General features: G+C 58.9%; 10 protein-coding genes. 9 read left to right on the forward strand and 1 reads right to left on the reverse strand.

Translation table 11 applies throughout. From position 1 onward, the window contains the following. Positions 1-297: 297 nt before the first annotated feature. Complete coding sequence (locus FHT71_RS07920; protein ID WP_132589042.1) at positions 298-567, forward strand: hypothetical protein; 270 nt, start codon at positions 298-300, stop codon at positions 565-567. Between the two features lie 42 nt (positions 568-609). Here FHT71_RS07920 and FHT71_RS07925 read toward each other — a convergent pair whose 3' ends face one another. Further along, positions 610-1,794 carry an alginate lyase family protein gene (locus FHT71_RS07925; protein ID WP_132589043.1) on the reverse strand — a complete coding sequence of 395 codons (1,185 nt, stop codon included), beginning with the start codon at positions 1,792-1,794 and terminating at the stop codon, positions 610-612. 829 nt (positions 1,795-2,623) lie between these two features. Here FHT71_RS07925 and FHT71_RS07930 point away from each other — a divergent pair. The 8 genes from FHT71_RS07930 to FHT71_RS07965 are packed head-to-tail and all read left to right on the forward strand — an operon-like array spanning position 2,624 to position 17,260. After that, complete coding sequence (locus tag FHT71_RS07930; RefSeq protein WP_165933058.1) at positions 2,624-3,940, forward strand: nucleotide sugar dehydrogenase; 1,317 nt, start codon at positions 2,624-2,626, stop codon at positions 3,938-3,940. Positions 3,941-3,946: 6 nt separating this feature from the next. Further along, positions 3,947-5,476 (forward strand): glycosyltransferase, encoded by a 1,530-nt coding sequence (locus tag FHT71_RS07935; protein ID WP_132589044.1) that lies wholly within the window; start codon positions 3,947-3,949, stop codon positions 5,474-5,476. Continuing rightward, positions 5,476-6,519 (forward strand): PilZ domain-containing protein, encoded by a 1,044-nt coding sequence (locus FHT71_RS07940; protein ID WP_132589045.1) that lies wholly within the window; start codon positions 5,476-5,478, stop codon positions 6,517-6,519. The genes FHT71_RS07935 and FHT71_RS07940 overlap by 1 nt, the downstream gene beginning before the upstream one ends. A gap of 47 nt (positions 6,520-6,566) precedes the next feature. Next, the gene (locus tag FHT71_RS07945; protein ID WP_165933059.1) at positions 6,567-8,057 is read left to right on the forward strand and encodes a mannose-1-phosphate guanylyltransferase/mannose-6-phosphate isomerase; all 1,491 of its coding nucleotides are present in this window, start codon (positions 6,567-6,569) and stop codon (positions 8,055-8,057) included. 20 nt (positions 8,058-8,077) lie between these two features. After that, on the forward strand, positions 8,078-9,073 hold the full coding sequence (locus tag FHT71_RS07950; RefSeq protein WP_132589047.1) for a hypothetical protein: 996 nt from the start codon (positions 8,078-8,080) through the stop codon (positions 9,071-9,073). 12 nt (positions 9,074-9,085) lie between these two features. Then, positions 9,086-12,835 (forward strand): right-handed parallel beta-helix repeat-containing protein, encoded by a 3,750-nt coding sequence (locus FHT71_RS07955; protein ID WP_183719370.1) that lies wholly within the window; start codon positions 9,086-9,088, stop codon positions 12,833-12,835. Positions 12,836-12,839: 4 nt separating this feature from the next. After that, the gene (locus tag FHT71_RS07960; protein WP_165933060.1) at positions 12,840-15,848 is read left to right on the forward strand and encodes a tetratricopeptide repeat protein; all 3,009 of its coding nucleotides are present in this window, start codon (positions 12,840-12,842) and stop codon (positions 15,846-15,848) included. Beyond that, on the forward strand, positions 15,845-17,260 hold the full coding sequence (locus FHT71_RS07965; RefSeq protein WP_132589050.1) for a hypothetical protein: 1,416 nt from the start codon (positions 15,845-15,847) through the stop codon (positions 17,258-17,260). Before FHT71_RS07960 ends, FHT71_RS07965 begins: the two co-directional genes overlap by 4 nt.

A 17,260-nucleotide genomic window follows, 5' to 3' on the forward strand; every position in this document is an offset into this window, starting at 1 on the left:
GGCGAATTCGCCATGGTGTGGACCCTATCTGGGGTTTAAGTCAAACAGGAGGCCAGTCCGTTCTTGGTCGGCGGGCGATATTTACCGTCATGGATGCGCCGTCCAGGTTTGGTGCAAGCCAGGAATTTCGGGTGAAGTCATGGCCCTAATATCGCACTCGTAAATTTATATTTAGTAGTAACTAATGTGCGTAGTTGTAGGATGTTCCCGTTCGTGTCATGATTGAAGAAATAAGTATCCACACTTCTCTTGAACGTGGTTTGGGGAAGTCAGCTAGCAACAGGGGTGGAGGAGCCTGTGGACTTTCAGCAAAGAGCAATTTTGAAGGCGGCGCTTGCCGATATTGAGAATCTAGCAGCGCCCAGGCATATTGACCAGGTGAGTGCGGCAGTTGGAATGGATGTCGTTCAGTTTGCCAAGCTCGGCGCCGATGGTATGAAACAGGCGATTTACAGCCGGCTAGGGTTGGATAGCTCCGCTACAGCAAGCGGTTCCACATTAGATCACAAAGGACGGAGCGACGTGGCACAGATCAAGCGGCGATCCGCTTCTCCAACGCGCAACTGATGTCTGCTTCTTGACCGTCCGGGGGCAATTTGACATCCGATCTCACAGCAGTGGAAGCGCGCCGAGCTTCAACGCGGCAGAGTAGCTGGCTTCCGAGGAGATTGTCGACTGGCGCTGGCCAGCGACACGCTCGAATTGCGTGGGATCCTGCAGGGCCGCGCGTGTCATCGCCGTGAGACGTTTAAACCTATCGAGGCACTTCGAGTGAAGAGGTTCGCCGCTATCCGAGGCGAGCTTGATGATGGCCGCGAGGGGGCGCAATGCATAGACATGATAGTCTAGGGCTTTCTCTCCGCGCGCCAGTTCTGCAGGCAGAAAGCCTCGGTCGTCCACCTGGCAAGCGCCGATCTCGAAACTCGTCTTACCCCATGTCTTGAAATCGGAATTATCGACAAGAAACCCGACGGCAGCGACCGATAGGCCTGCCCAATAACGATGGTTATTCGTCTTCGACTTTGGGCCGAGACGTAACGAATATGCGTCGATGGTGTCGCGCGCAAGTGTGCTGAACCATGTCGAGTAAAGCGCCTTGCGTTCGCTGGAGAGCTCAACATGTTTGCTGGCGGAGCGAACCGCAAGTGCGATTTCGGCCACCCAACGGTCGCGGCTAAGATAGGCATCGACAGTGCGCATGTCGGTTAGCGCCTTCGCAGATGCCCAGCGATCGATATTATGCAGTACGCATTCTGCCCGCGCCTGGGTGACCAGCGAACTATTCGAACCGGCGTAGGCGATGTTGGTCAGTAGGCGAATGGAGTTTCGAATTGGCTGGACGGTTTTATCACGGGCTGCCAGGGCGTCGTCGTCGATCGAGGATTTTGAGCTGTCATCGGCCTTATACTTCGATTGCGTCTCAAGCGTCGCGGGCGGCGCAGGGATGCTGATACAAAGAGGAACTTGCTCGGGGTCCGCGCCCGGTGTTGCACTGCCGAAGCTGGTGCTGGTGGAAAGGGCCGAAATACTACCTGTTTTCGTGTAGTCCTTTTCGGCGGTGGCAGCAGCGGCCGTATCTGCGCTGTCAACTGAGGCGACGGCATCGTGCCGGCCAGACGTGCCGAAAATGCGGCCAGGCAGATCCATGAATAGTGCCGTTAGCCCCTCTCGAGCGGCTGGCGCCTGGATCGGGAACGTCTCGGGAGCGGTCGGCGCTTCCTGGGCACCGCAGATATTTGGAGAGAATATGTTGATTGCGACAATAGTCCATGCCTGGAGCGCTTTTATTCTCATGTTTATCTCCCGTGTTTAGGGGGATAATAGGATGCGCAAAGCAATATTCCGTTCGGATAATGTATAAAACTTTATGAGTTTTCATTTTTACTTAGTGTTTAAAATGTTTATTCCGAAAAGCGCTATTTATTGATTCGATTAAGCGTAAAGTAACTATGGTGGCCCGTACTGGAGCCGTGTCTGTTCATCCATTCTTTTGAGAGAAAGCCCCTCATTCCGAGGGTGAATCAACTATGCCGCTGTGTATGCATTTGGCGAGCTAGGTAAGTGGTTCCTAACGGATGGGGCTTGCAATCTTCGCGAGAAGCAGGTCGCGGATAGACACTTTGCGTCGCTGCGAAATTCAACCATATGTTGCCGACGGTCCATGCCTATGGCCGCCCGCGCGCCCTGCATATTTGGTCCTCTTGCAATCGTGCAGCCGCCAGAAGCGTTGCACGATTGCCTCAGTTGTGGAGAACTCATGGAAAGTTGAATTTTAGCAAATGCTGCGATGCACAAAAACCAGGCGTACCGTGCATGCATTTTGATCTCCCAATAACATATTGATATTGCTAATAAATTTCTTAGAGGCATTTTGCCCGCAAGTATAGTGGTCCTTGATGCTGGCGTGAGACGAGTCTGCATAGGTTTTGTGCAAATGTATCCTGCAGCCTACGTGGATAACGGAGTTTCGTTACGTTGACGTCATAATAAAATGCTGTATTGCAAAACCAGAAGGGGCGTTCTTTGCACATGCAACATATAGATTTGTTTCAATCTATTGGGGCATCCAGGAAGGCGGCATATCTACTCTTTATTGATTGATAATTGTGAGAAAGGTGCAGTCGTGAGCAAGAAAAATTGGCGCGTAAGTATTTTTGGGGCAGGCTATGTTGGAGCTGTATCGGCAGGTTGTCTTGCAAATGATGGCTTCAAAGTAGTTGCGGTCGATCCGGACCAGTACAAGGTCAAGTGCATCTCCGAAGGTCGGTCTCCAATCTACGAGCCGGGTCTGCCTGACCTGATCGAGACGGGCGTCGAGAACGGCCTTTTGACTGCAACCAGTGACTATATCGCTGCGATTAACGAGACTGATATCTCGTTCTGCTGCCCGGGTACGCCGAGCCGGGAAGACGGGTCGCTGGACACGAGCTATGTCAAGCTGGTCTCCGAGCAAATTGGTGTTGCATTGCGTGACAAGAGTGATTTCCACATGGTCGTCATGCGTTCGACGATCCTTCCAGGCACGGTAGAGGCTGTGGTCATCCCGGCCCTTGAAAAGGCCTCCGGCAAGAAGGTCGGAGTCGACTTCGGCCTGGCTTACTACCCGGAATTCCTGCGCGAAGGTACGGCGATCGCCGACTACTACAGCCCAGGTGCGATCGTCTTTGGCCAGTACGAAGGTGATGAGAAAACGGTTCAGGCCCTGCACGACCTTTGCGCCTCGGTCGAGGTAAAGCCGCACGTCATCCCGATCCGCAGCGCCGAAATAGTCAAGTACACCAACAATTGCTGGCATGCGGTAAAGATTTCTTTCGCCAACGAAATTGGCAATCTCTGCAAGTCCGTCGGCATAGACAGTCATGTTGTGATGGATGTCGTCTGCGCCGATACGCGACTTAACATTTCCCGCGCCTACATGAAGCCCGGCTTCGCCTATGGCGGCTCCTGCCTGCCGAAGGACCTGCGTGCGCTGCGCCATCTTGGCAAGATGCAAAACGTGTCGACGCCGGTTCTCGACGCTACTGTGGAGGCAAACCAGTACCAGCTCGAGCGCGCCTTCCGCCTTGTCAATCGCTCGGGGGCCAAGAAAATCGGCCTTCTCGGTCTGACCTTCAAGTCGGACACGGACGACCTGCGTGAGAGCCCACTGGTGCTTCTCGCCGAACGCTTGATGGGCAAGGGCTACGAGCTGTCGATCTATGACTCCAACGTCTCGGCCAACGATCACGGCGGACGGAACTACATCTCGCACCTGGCCGGCTTCATGCGTTCCTCGCCAGAGGAAGTCGTGTCGGAGAGCGAGGCCATCGTGGTCGGCATCAACGGCCAGGGCACCAAGGATGCTCTGAAGAGTGCGCGGCATGGTGTCAAGGTCATCGACCTCGTTCGTATCCCCGTCGAGATGCCGTCAGGCGTGCACTACGAAGGTCTCGTCTGGTAAGCGCTGATGTCGGGTATCCTCAAGCATATCGTTTTCGTCCTACTGCTGGCTGTGTGTGCAGCGCTGCTGCCACAGCAGGCGTTCGACGAGAAAGCACGCGATGCTGCGTTGGTGGTCGGCGTCATCGGACTGTGGCGATGGTCTTGGGGACTGCTTCATCTGCTGCGTAGTATCTGGTTCCGATTGGTCCGGTTCCCGGCAATGCGCCGGGTGGCCGAAGCGGCGGCGCAGTCCCAGGGGTTGGGGCATGCCTACTTTCTGATCACGAGCTTCAGGATCGATGCACCGACCACGACCAAGGTTTATCGCGGCGCTTTCGTCGCGGCAGCCAATGCGCCAGCCGGCGCAACGGTCGTCTGCTCGATCGTCGAAATCGGCGATGAGCGCCTCATTCGTCGCCTTGCCGAAGTGATGTATGGCGACAGCCTGCCGTTCCGACTGGAGATCGTGCGCATTGCCGGGACGGGCAAGCGCGATGCCCTGGCTGCCGGCTTCCGTGCCATCGCGGCGCTCAATCCGGCTGGCGACGACACCGTCTCAGTGATCGATGGCGACAGCATTGTGCCGCCCGATCTCGTAGAGCGCTGTGCCTGCATGTTCCTGATCAATCGCAATCTGGGCGCGCTTACCACGGATGAGGTGTGCACCGTCGAGGGTGCGGAGATCTTCAAGCAATGGTATTCGATGCGCTTTGCGCAGCGTCAGATTCTGATGTCGTCGCATGGTCTTGCAGAGCGTGTGCTGACGCTGACTGGGCGAATGTCAATGTTCCGCGCACGGCTCGCCTGCGATCCGGATTTCATCGATCATGTGCAGAACGACTATATCGACCATTGGCGTCTGGGCCGGATCCGCATGCTCACCGGTGACGACAAGTCGAGCTGGTTTTGGCTGCTGAAGAACGGCTACAACATGTACTACGTGCCGGACGTTCAGGTGGAGACCATCGAGCAGCCTCCGAGCGCCAGCTTCATCGGTTCGGCCTATGTGTTGATGACCCGCTGGTTCGGCAACATGCTGCGTACAAATGCTCGTGCCCTGCATCTTGGACCGATCAGGATTGGCGCGTTTACTTGGTGGTCGATTCTCGATCAGCGCATGTCGATGTGGACCAGTCTGTCGGGCATCACACTTGCCATTCTTGGCACTGCGATGATCACACCCTGGACTGCCGCCTTCTATGTGCTCTGGGTCATCGTATCGCGATACATCCTTGCGCTGACCTTCCTGACAGTTCGTCCGTCGATCAATCTGCTCTATATTCCGCTGCTCTACTTCAATCAGATCTTCGGCTCGGCAGTGAAGGTGATAATTTTCTTCCGGCTCGACCGGCAGAAGTGGACGCGTCAGAAGACTGCATTCAAGCGGACCGATTCCCGGATAGACGCGGCCTTCAAATTATGGTCGTCGCGGCTGGTCAATACCGTTGCAGTGCTGGTCTTCGTCTCGGTTCTCGTCTTCCTCGCAAATCTCGGTAGCTATTTCACGGACGACGCGCCGGAACGCTTGCCGAAAATCACCGACAGGGTGTTTTGATGACTGCGGTTGCCGTGTCCAAGCGTCGTGAACGGGAGTTCCCCCGCTTCAAATTGCCACTTACAGCGCTGATCGACGGAATGCGCGTTGAGGTATGCGACTGGTCAGTGACTGGCTTCGGGCTCGCTGAGGTTGCGCTCATGCGGGCTCCGGGCGATCACGTCGCGGTGATCCTGCTCATAGAAACCGAGGGCTCTTGCTTCGAGCTGGCTCTCAATACGCGCGTCGTCTGGGTGAATCCGGATGAACGGCGCGCTGGCCTCCAAATTCTCGATCCTGCGGAAAAGACGGCGCCCTTGGCCCATTTCGCTGACCTCTATCTCGCCGGGCGGGTCGTTCATAGCGGTTCAAAAATTTACGTATTGGGAAATCAGATGGCACAAGTGGAAAATGCTAAGGCTGCGGTGGTCGGTGCGACGTCGTTGGCTGGGAATGGTCTTGCAGGCCGCATATTCGGGCTTTTGATATTCGTTGTCATTGGCTTGGCCGCTTTCTTCTTCTTGTTCAATATCGTCTACAAGAGGCTGTTTACCTTCGAGGCTGTTTCAGCGAGCATTGCCGCGGAGACGGTCACCGTCTACCAGCCACGCGATGGCGTGGTCGAATTTGTCGATCTGCCGCAGAAGGTGAAGCGGGGAGACCGTCTGGCGACGATCGTCCTTGATGCTCCGGCCGCCGACGGCAAGTCGACCGTGGAGGTTCTGTCCGCCTGCGACTGCTATGTCTTGTCAGTCGATCATCCTGGCTCAACCTACGGTCGCGCCGGCGGTCGGATGCTCTCGCTGGTGCGCCAGGATGCAACCCTCTACGTGTCAGTTCGCCTGCCATTCCGCCGCCTTGCCAACATTTCCGAGAAGCCGCAGATCTCGCTCAGCTACCTCGACGGCGTCGAGACGAAGAATGCCGACATCGTCTCCATTCCCAAGGTGACCGAATACACCGCCACACAGCTTGAAATTCAGGTGCAGCCGGGTCGCAGTCTCGACCCGTCGATGGTCGGACAGCCGGTGTTGGCGACCTTTGACACGGCGCCGTGGCACTGAACTGCAAGATCGAGATCCATTGCGCTGACAATGCCGGAGGCATGACAATGAGCATACCGACGAAGCCTGTAAAAATAACGCCGGCCATCATGATCGGCGGCAGCGGCACGCGCCTTTGGCCGTTGTCGCGCGCCAATATGCCCAAGCAGTTCCTGCAACTCGTCGACGACCGTAGCCTGTTCCAGAATACACTGGCGCGCGTCAACGATCCGATGTTCTCGGCGCCCTGGCTGCTGACCAGCCGTGCCTTCATCGACATGGTCAATGCCCAGGCGCGGCAGATGGAGCAGGAGTTCGCCGGCATCGTTCTGGAGCCGTTTCAGCGCGGTACGGCCGCAGCGCTTGCGGCCGTTGCGGTTGCTGCGAGTCAGGGCGACGCGGATGCGCTCGTGCTGGCCATGCCGGCAGATCACGTCATCGACAATCCGGCCCTCTTCCTGGAGGCCGTCAAGAAGGCGATACCGCTGGCCGAGAACTCGAAGATCGTCACCTTCGGCATCGTGCCGACAGAGCCGGAAACCGGTTTCGGCTATATCCGTCCCGGTGAGCCCCATGTTGTGAACGGCCAGGAGGTTGGCGCACTGGTCGATCAGCCCGGGGGTTTCCTCGAGAAGCCTGACTTGGAGCGAGCCAAGCAGTTCGTCGAGATGGGATATCTCTGGAACGCGGGCATCTTCCTCTTCCGCGCATCGGCGCTGGTCGAGGAACTCAAGCGGCACGCTCCGGCCGTTTATGAAGCCGTTGCGGCCTCAATCGCCGGCGGCACGACCCGTAACCTCGGCAGTCATACGCTGTTGATGCCGGCGGACGAGGATTTCGCCCGCTGCCCGCACGACGTTCCGATCGACACGGCCGTGCTGGAAAAGAGCGCCAATGTCGCAGTCGTACCGTGCGACGACATCGGCTGGGCCGACATCGGCTCGCTGTCGGCCCTCTGGGATATCAGCGACAAGGATGAGAACGGCAATGTACTGCGCGGCGACGGTTTCGTCTCGCAGTCGCGCAATTGCCTCGTGCACGCGCAATCCGGGCGTCGCGTCGTCCTAAGCCATATCGAGGACATCATGGTCATCGATAGCGAGGATGCCATAGTTGTACTGCCCAAGGCCCAGGCTCAGCGGGTGAAGGACATCGTCGCCTCGCTGAAGAAGATAGATGCCCCGGAGGTCAGCTTCACCCGCAGCGCACTGAAGAGCTGGGGAGCGGTCAAGATCGACCGCACCTACGACGACAGCCAAGTCTGCGCCGTGACCTTCCATGGCAAGAACTCGGTCACCTACCGCGTTTCCGGCGCCGAGCGCGAGACCTGGTTCCTGCATGGTGATCGGCGTGCGGAGTACGGCGTGGATGGGGATTTCACACCCTTCGTGTCGGGCAATCCGGTTTCCTTCAGCAGGGGGCAGGTGGTGACGATCCGCAACGCTTCCGGACTGTCCGAATTTACGTATGTCCGCAAGGACCCTGATCTCAACTGGAAGATCGACGACTGGTTCCCCCAGGTGGTCGAGGTCGAAGCACCGAAAGTCCGTCTGGGTTGAACACGAGGGATATGAACGAGATGAACGCGTCCGCGGATATAACGGTGGAAATTTCTGGCCGCACGTTTCTCGTGCTAGGCCCGAGTTCCAGTGGTCTGATCGTGCCGTTGGCGCAGGAACTCCTAGGTTACAGCGGCATTGCGCGCGTCGCCATGGTCAAGGGCGAGATGGCCTGGAAGGGAGATGTCCTCGTTCGCGCAGAGCAGTCCGGCGACGAGACTAACCTCGTTGTGACCGGCGGGCGCGAGCAATACAGTAGGCTGGTCAACGTGCTCGGATGGTACAAGGGGCGCAACCCGTCCTTTGCTGATCAGTTCGCCGACCGGGTGCCGCCGGAGGTTCGCCCTGCTTCGAGAGGCTTTAGTGGGTTCGCCGAGCTGGCTGGCCTTGGCGTGGTCGCTCTCGTACTGATCGGACTCATCTTCCAGCTGATGTCGCAACGCAGCATGAGCGCTGTCTCGCAGGTGGCCTATGTCGCCGTACCGGGTACAGAACTTGATTCCCATACCGCTGGCCAGGTCGTTTATGTGAAGGATGCCGGCCAAGTGGCGAAGGGGGAATTCTTCGCCGCACTGAAGACGTCGCGGGACTACACAAAGTTTCTCGAGGCCAGCAATGGCGGCGAAATCAGTGCCCAGGCTGCTGCGCCACAGGACTATGTGCGCAAGGGCACGCCGGTCGTGCGTCTCTCGGACAGGGGCGCAAGGCCCTATGTTGCGGCCTATGTCAAGCTGACCGATGCAGTCACTGCCCTAAACGCAGCAGAGGCCCGGATCGAGTTTCCCAAATCCGGGCGGATCGTTTCGGTTCCGATCGATGCGCGAAATTATGTCAACAGCACCAAGGTCTTCACTGACGAGGACGGCAAGGCCCTCGCGGAAATCAACCTTGGGATCCCGGACGGCTTCGACGTTCCTGTCGACGAACCGGTGATCGTCAAGTTCCAACGGCCGGTATGGAGGCCCCCGGTGATATCGCTGCGGTGGCTGACGACCGTCTCCTCGCTGTTGTCGTAGGGATCGAATGGCATGCGCACATCTTTGACACTGATTGCAACTCCTGTGGTCAAGGGCCTTGTCGGCCTGACCGCCCTGGCAACGCTCCTATCGGTTGTACCAACGGGCATGAGCCTGCGTGCCGTCCATGCGCAGGAATTGACGGTCGGCGAGCAGAGCCCGCAGTTGGACCAGCTCGCACCGGCCGAGCGCGAAATCACCGAGGACAGCCTGAAATATGGGGCGCAGCTCGCGCTGATGCGCTGGCAGACCCTGCGCGACGACGAGAAGTCACGCAGTTTCGACGCTTACTTCGAGATATTCAGGGAAGTGGCACGCATCGAGAGCCTCGACCATGCGACCCAGATCGCCGGCGTTGACGTGCGCAGCCGGCTGGCCGTTGTGGCCGGCGAGCTGCACAAGCAGATGAGCGCGCAAGGACTATCGGCACGCGATGCCGGCATCAGCGCACTGAAGAGCCTCATTGCCAGCTCCGACCAGTCGTTGTCGACGACGGATCCGGATTCGTTCAAGGTGCGCTATACGCTCATTCTCGACTACGTGTCCGGGATCGAGGCAGCCAAGCTCAGCCTCGATCTTGCCAAGCGGCTGGCTCAGTCGAAGCTGAATGAACTTGCCCTGGATATTTACGTCGATTTCCTGCCGCTCTATTTCGACGGTCTGACCTCCGCAGCTGATCGGCAGGAGCTCATGAAGCTTGCGGGCGCGAATGCGGGCGCGGTCGCCGACCCGGCTGTCTTCCGGGTGCTAACCGATCTGCTGCGCATGTCACCGCGCGCCGAAAAGTTCGAACTCGCCCAGCTTGTATTTGGCGAGATCGAAGTCGACGTCATCCGGCATGCCGGTGCCAGCGCCGCCGGTTCTGGCAACCTCATCCTGTCGGCATGGGTCGATGCCGTGGAAGTTGCGCATGGCGTCAAGGGTGGAGCTGATATCGCAGCGCTTCGCGAACAGGCGCGGCTCAGCCTCGATACACGTGCCTTCGAGCTTCTGACTTTGGCAGAAAAGAACGAGGCGGCGCGCAACCGGCTGGTTTCGGATGCGGTCATGGCCGACATCCGGGACGAGCGACCGCTGGTAGGCTACGACAGGGCGGTCAATCTGGCGTTGCCGCCGGCCTCCGCTGTCGATAGCTATCTCGCGCTCATTCACAGCTTCTCCGTCGCCGGTTACGACAACTACGTGAAAGCCCTGGTGGAGCTCGTTGCCGGTGCCGCCAAGTCGAAACAGCTGCAGCTGAGCGATGCGCAGGCCGTTACGCTGTTCCGCGACATTGAAATCGTTCGTGACCCCGCTTTCATCCTGGCGCAAGGACCGAACATAACGCGTGCTGCGAAGATTGCGCAGATCACGGCACTGCGAGCCGGCATCCGGACGGTCTTTTCCCTTCCCGTCGACCAGCCGGTTGGGGCAAAGGCGATTGCAACCGGTCTGGCGGCGACGAAGGCGTTGCAGGTGGCTGCGAGTTTGATCAATGGAGAGCTCCCGGATACGGCGGAGCTCGCCGGGCTTGAGTCATCTAGCGCCGATGACATTGCCTTGCTGTCACAAGTGGCGGCGCGGCTCTGGCAATATGCCGGCCGTCGGGGACTGCTTACCGAATTCGTCCGCGGCGGAGCCGATGCCGATCTCAGGCAGGCGGTTGCGCTCGGCGTAGCTGGCTTTGCCGGCTTCCGTGGCACTGAGGACAGCGGTGCCGATTTCGCCGCCGCTATCGGCAACCTATTGCCGTCGACTTCGGGCGAGGGGCACACGCTCCTTGCTGCGTCCATAGGCCAGGTGGCAGAACCCACCAAGCTACGGGGCGAGGCGCTGGCGCGCTATGCGCGTTATCTGGCCGCGAGCGGCCAGTCCGTGGCTTCGCTTGCGGCTGCCGACGACGCCGACAAGGTCGCAGTCACCGAGGCGGACGCCATTTTCGGAAATGTCGACGTGGCGACCACGCGCGTGAAGGCGGTTTCCGATTACAGGGCACGCGTCGGCGAGTTCCGCCGCTTGGCTGAGGCCCGCGCCAGCGTGCTGGACGACAAGGGCTGGCTGAATAGTGCCACCGCTCCGGCAAAATCAGCGCCCGACGCGCTCCACTTCGGGGGAGCGTCAACCGTCAGCGATGGGCGCATTGCCCTGTCCTCGCCTAAGGAAAACAGCCTGCCGATGGCCGGCCGGCCCTTCATGCCCAACCTGCTGCTTGGGCGTGAGTCGATCACCTCGAGGATTCCTGTGCCGCCGCTGCGGGAGGCGAACGAGGCACTTGCCGACATATCCAAGCGCGGCGAGACGCGCGCCACCCGCCTGATCCGATTCTCGTCCGAGCATTTCGACGAGATCATCAACCTCGGTGTGCGCGAATATCTCTACCTCAATTCTGAATCGACCGTTCCTCGCATCATCTTCGTCACACGCGGTGTCCTGACCATGAGCGAGCTCATCGCCCAGGTGCGGGCGACCGATCCGGAGGCCATCTCCTTGGACGGCAACGAAGTGACCCTGAACGTGCCGCTCGCCGTCAACGACGGTGCCTCGCTCATCGTCAGCGGCCAGGAGATCAAGTCGCTGAAGCTTAATACCAAGGCCGGCGCCTTCATCGTCAACAGCGGCAATATCTATTTCGATGGTGTAACCGTCTCGTCGGTCGATGTGACGACCGGTCAACCGAGCTATGTCTACGACCACGAGAAGGGCATCTTTTTCCGTCCCTTCATCCTCAGCTGGAGCGGCAGCGAGACCCTTGCCGCGGCCTCCCGCTTCGTCGCGCTGGGCTATGCCGGCGGCCGCACCTACGGCATGTCCCTGTCCTCCGGCTCGACCGACACTGTGGCCCGCAAGGTCCAGGCGGCGGCGCCAACCGGCTATTTCATCAACAACTCATTCGAGAACCTCTATTACGGCTTCTACGCGTTCGAGGCGAAGGACATCGTCTTCGTCGGCAACGAACTGGTCAACGGCGTGATCTATGGCCTCGACCCGCACGACCGGTCGAGAAACCTGATGATGGCCTACAACACGGCCTACGGGACGCAGAAGAAGCACGGCATCATCATCTCGCGCGAGGTCGACGACAGTTTCATCCTCGGCAACCTCTCGTTCGAGAACCACGGGTCCGGCATCATGCTCGACCGCCAGAGCTACGGCACAATCGTCTATGCCAACGATGCGAGCCGCAACGAAGGTGATGGGTTCTCCGCGATGGAAAGCCCCTGCGCTCTCATCGACAGCAACATGTTCTACGGCAATGGCCGATCTGGCGTGAAGGTACGCAATTCCTGGGATGTCCATGTGGAGGGCAACCAGATCCGTCAGAACAAGGCGGCCGGCATTGAAGCCTATATCGACAACCTCAAGGTCGCAGAGCAAAGCGAGTTCCGCGACTTCGCCGAGGATCCTTACTATCCGGTCGCAACGGTGGCTGCCCGTGATAACCTCCTTGAGAACAACCGCGTCGGCCTGATGACCCGCGGTGCATCCGAGGCGATATTTTTCGGCAACAGGTTCGTCGACCAGCTGCCTCGCTACGTTTCGGGTGATCTCAAGCCGCTCGGGCTCGACGTCGTCACGCGCAATATGAAGACGGGTGTGCTGGTGCGCTCGGTCTGCGTGCCACGCATTCCGGTGAGGAAGCAGTGCGCGCTGGCGAAGAACGGCGTCATCATTCCGCAATCGCTGCAGCCGGAGTTCGGGGCCGACGATGCCTCGACCAATTATTGTATCGACGCCACGGGCTCGCCGCAGTCGGCTGCGTTCAACGCGCAACAAGGGGAGTGAAAGGATGAATCTCGCAACGAGAAAATCACGCCTCCTGCTCGCCGCATTGGCGTCTTCGGTGGTGATCCTTGCCATGGCGCCGGCTACGACGGCGTCTGAAATGCCGCGACAGCTGGCGGCCGAGGCGAAGAAGGCCTATCAGGCCGAGCAGAAGACACTTGCCGACTATAAGGCGTCGAAGGAGGCGAGCGCGCTCCTGGACTATGCACGACTGCTGGCGCGCGGCACGATCGCCAGCGATCACAACCCCCTGAGGGTTGCCGACATCGACGCAGCGATCGCCGTCTATCGCAGCCTGCTGGCGGCCGGCGATGCTAAGATCAATGCCAAGGTGACGGCGGGGCTCGCCGAACTGCTGCTGCGCAAGGGCGGTGCGGCAAACGAAGGCGAAGCGGAAGCTCTGCGCGCCGCGTTGCAACCTGCCGAACCCGCTATCCAGGCTCCGGCCAGCGTCGATGCACAGGCAGATGATATCGCCACCGACACCGAAGTTGCCCTGCGCGATAAGATGTCAAAGGGCTCGCTCGATGCGGCTTTCGAGCTGCTTATGTTGCTCAATCGCCAGACCTCCCCCGAAGCCGATACACTCCGCAGCCAGATGTTGCTGATGGCCAACCTGTCGGCACTCGACAACGATAGCGCGGTTATCCGCCTCGCGGGACGCTATGCAACCTCCTTCGATGCGCAACAGCACCCCGATGTGCTCAAGTCGTTGCTGGAGCTGGCCGCCGGTGGCGGCAGCGACAGCGCCGTCGGGATCATCGAAAAGAACCGCAATGTGCTATTTTCCATCCTCGGCAAGGACGGACCGCGTCATCTGATCTGGAGGCTCGTCGACGGCGGCTCGAGCCGCGCGGCCGAGCTTATCGCGCTCGACTTAGTTGACGAGAACGTCTACGGCTTCGATGAGGCGGACTCCAAGTGGGCCGTGTCGATGCTCGACGAGGCGAGAAGCTACCGAGCCAATTACCTGATCGCCAAGCTCTATTACCAGGGCATCTATGTCGAGAAGGATCTGGCCCGCGCCACTGTTGCCATGGATCGCATGCTGGACGGTGCTGCCGAGGCGGGACAGGAGCGGCTCGTCGTCGCCGACCGCTTCGCCCGCATCAACCTATCGGACAGCCTGATCGCAAAATACGCCCTGCCGATCTACCTGGACATCTGGAAGGGCGGAAAATCGTCGGTCATCGGTCGTCTGGCTCGCATAATCGTCAGCGCCGAAAAGGCCGGCTACTATGCGACACCGGCGGACATGCCCATTCCGCCGGAGCAGCTCGTCGCCGAGCTGTCGAGCGCCTATGACGCGGGTGACCTTTCGGTGGGCCCCATCCTCGGTGATATCTTTCGCGAGGGGCGCCTGGTCAAGGAAGAGCCGGCTCGGGCCCGGTCGATCTACGAGGGATTGAAGCAGCAGCATGCGGATGCGCCCGAGATGCAGCTCAAGCTGCGCGAGGCACTTGCCAAGCTTACCCGGCAAGATCTCGAAGTTACGCTGAACTATTCGCCGTATTATGCCGAGGTCCGCGAGCTGGCGGACCAGCATAATCTGTGGGCGATGAAGGAATATGGCGTGCTGCTGGCCAAGGGGGCGCCGCAGTTCGAAGCCGATCCGGAAGCCGGATTCACTCTGCTTCTGAATGCGTTGTCGCAAGGTTATTTTACCGCCGGTCCGGATGCCGCCGAACTCGCGCTTTCGACCGGCAGTGCCGACAAGCTCAAGCGTCTTGCCGATGTCTACGCAAGTTTTGATCCGCGCATCCTGACGCCGGAAAGCAATGTGCAGCTCGCTAAGATCGATTTTGCGCTCAAGCAGTTCGACAAGGCCGAGGTCCTGCTGAACACACCGGAAATGCTGGAACTGCCGACTGGCCGCTTTCTCTTGGTCCAAGTCAGACGGGCGGCCGGAAAACTTGATGCGGCAGAAGCGCATCGACAAATGAAAGATGTCGTCGTGTCCTTCAAGGGCGACGATGCCACTCTACTCGGCTTCGTTCAGCAACTAACGCAGGAGGATGGCCTCAGCGAGGATTTTGCCGAACCGGTCCTGGTGCGGCTGGCACAACTCGCTGACCGGCGTGACGTCAATGCGATCATCACCGCGTTCAAGCTCCGCCAGAAATGGCCGTCGAGCCAAGCGTTAAACTTCCGCAGGGTGGTCGGCTGGTGCAACATCCTTGCCGAACGTGGACAAGGCGGGCCGCTCACGCGCGTCGCCGTCAACGTCAATCCAAAGGCCGTCGGCGAGGAGAGCTTCCGCTATCTGATCGACGCGGTCGAAGGCGCACTGCCGCATCTGCCGACTAACGGCAATCTGCGTATGTTCCTTGCCCGGCAGTACCTGAAGGGCCAATACAGGTCCAAGGACTTCGCCAAGGCCGACCAACTGACGAAGCAGGCGGCTGAACTCGGCAATGAGGAAGCCTTAAACAGCATCGCGACAAATTACTATTTCGGCCAGGATGTCGAGATGGATCGCGATCGGGCCGAAGCGCTCTATCGGGATCTGGCCTTCATGGGATCTAACCGTAGCGCGCTGGCGCTGGCGCGCAACTATTCCAAGGGACCGAGCTCGCGCGTCTATGAATCGCGTGCTTTCGCCTACTACATCAAGGCCGCGCTCAACGGGTCCGTCACCGCAATGACCGAGATGGGCCGGAGTTATCTTGCCGGTGCGGGTGCCGTGCAGAACGAGCAAAAGGGCGTCGCCTGGCTGGAGAAGGCTGCCGCGCTCGGTAACACCGACGCGATGATTCAGCTCTACTACTACTATTTCATCAAGAACCCGACCAACCAGAACCCCGAGGCCGAACATTGGCTCAACGCGCTCGTTGCGGCCGAAGTTCCGGACATGATCCTGCGCAAAGCCGTTCTGCTCTACGGCCGCGACAAGGACGCCAACAAGGATGAAATCTTTGCCTTGCTCGACCACGCCGAGGAATTGGGAAGCCAGTTCGCCCGGCGCCTGAAAAACTCCTACGTCAAGGAAGCCCGTGCAGGAGTTTCGAAATGATGCATGCCAACTTCTTCAGCACGGCGCGTTTATCGAGCGTTCTATCCGTAGTCGGGATGGCAGCTCTTACCTGTGCTCTTTCGGTGGCTTCGGCGTCGGCCGGTGAAATACTCTACAAGTGCGAGGGGCTCGTGGAAAAGTCTCCTCAGACCTCGATAGCCGTAAAGATGTATCAAGGTTATGGCGGCTGGTTCTTCCGCGAAGGCGACATGGAGAACATGTATGAGCTGTCTGCGGAAACGCTGGATGCCTTCAAGGACGTGAACGACGCCCTGCGCTATCGAGGCATTCACCTCATTTTGGTGCCGATGCTGCCCCGCGGCATTGCCGGCGCGCAGTCTATTCCCAATGGCGGCATCTTTTCTGACATGTTCTACGATCCGGCGTTCTCCGCCGAGCAGTTCCGAGCGATGGTTCAGTCTTTGCGCGACGTCGGGATTGATGCCGTCGACATTACTAAAATCAAAGACGCCACACCGGAATTCGACTGGAGTGCCTATTATTTAAAGCGAGATATTCACTGGACCCCGGAAGGCGCTCAAGTGGTCGCCAAGGCTCTGGCCGAGAAGATCCGTGGCCTAGCAGGCAACATTATTGACACCGCCGAGTTTAAGACTGAACTGACTGGCAAAGCCGCTCCGATACGCTTCAATATGGGCAAAGCGCTCAACGAGATTTGCCAAGAGAAGATCCCTACTGAAAGCGTCACCGGCTATTCGACCAAGCGCAACGTCGACAACTTGGACGCCCTGCTGACCGACGATGACACGCCGGGCCGGGAACTCGTCCATGTCGTCGGAACGTCCTTTACGGATGAGCGGATGGATTTCAACTTCAACGGCTTCCTTCGGGAGGCCCTGAAGCACGATGTATCTGGCTTCTCGATTGCTGGCGGTGGTTTGACGCAGTCGATTTACGGCTGGGCGCAGAACGCCAATGGGTTGGCCAAGAAGCCTGAAATACTGGTGTGGGAATACTCGGATCTCCAGTCCGTGCTGCGAAGTGTTGACTACGTCGACGAGACGATCGTTCCCGCAATTGTCGGTGATTGCGGCGGCAAGTTTAAGCTTGCTGAGAAGACATTTGATGAGACCGATACGGTTGATCTTGATCTGCCTGCGTTGGTTGGCAAGGCATCCGATCATTACCTCGTTTACGAGTTTACCAACAAAGCGCTGACCGGGTTCCAGTCGAACTACAGCTACGCCAATGGTCCCGCCAAGAACGTTTCCTTCGAAAGCCCGTCGCGCGTGAGCGGACTTGCCAAGCTTTATCAGGCGCTCCCCGGGGGGACGCGGAATGCACCTGTCCATGTCAGCCTCAAGATGGGTGGCGGGGCAAAATCGGCGGGCTCGGTAAAGCTGTGCCGGTACCCAGAAGGCATTTTCCACAATGCCGCAACGTCAAATTGA

It is taken from the genome of Rhizobium sp. BK060 (assembly GCF_014193145.1).
Taxonomy (GTDB): domain Bacteria; phylum Pseudomonadota; class Alphaproteobacteria; order Rhizobiales; family Rhizobiaceae; genus Rhizobium.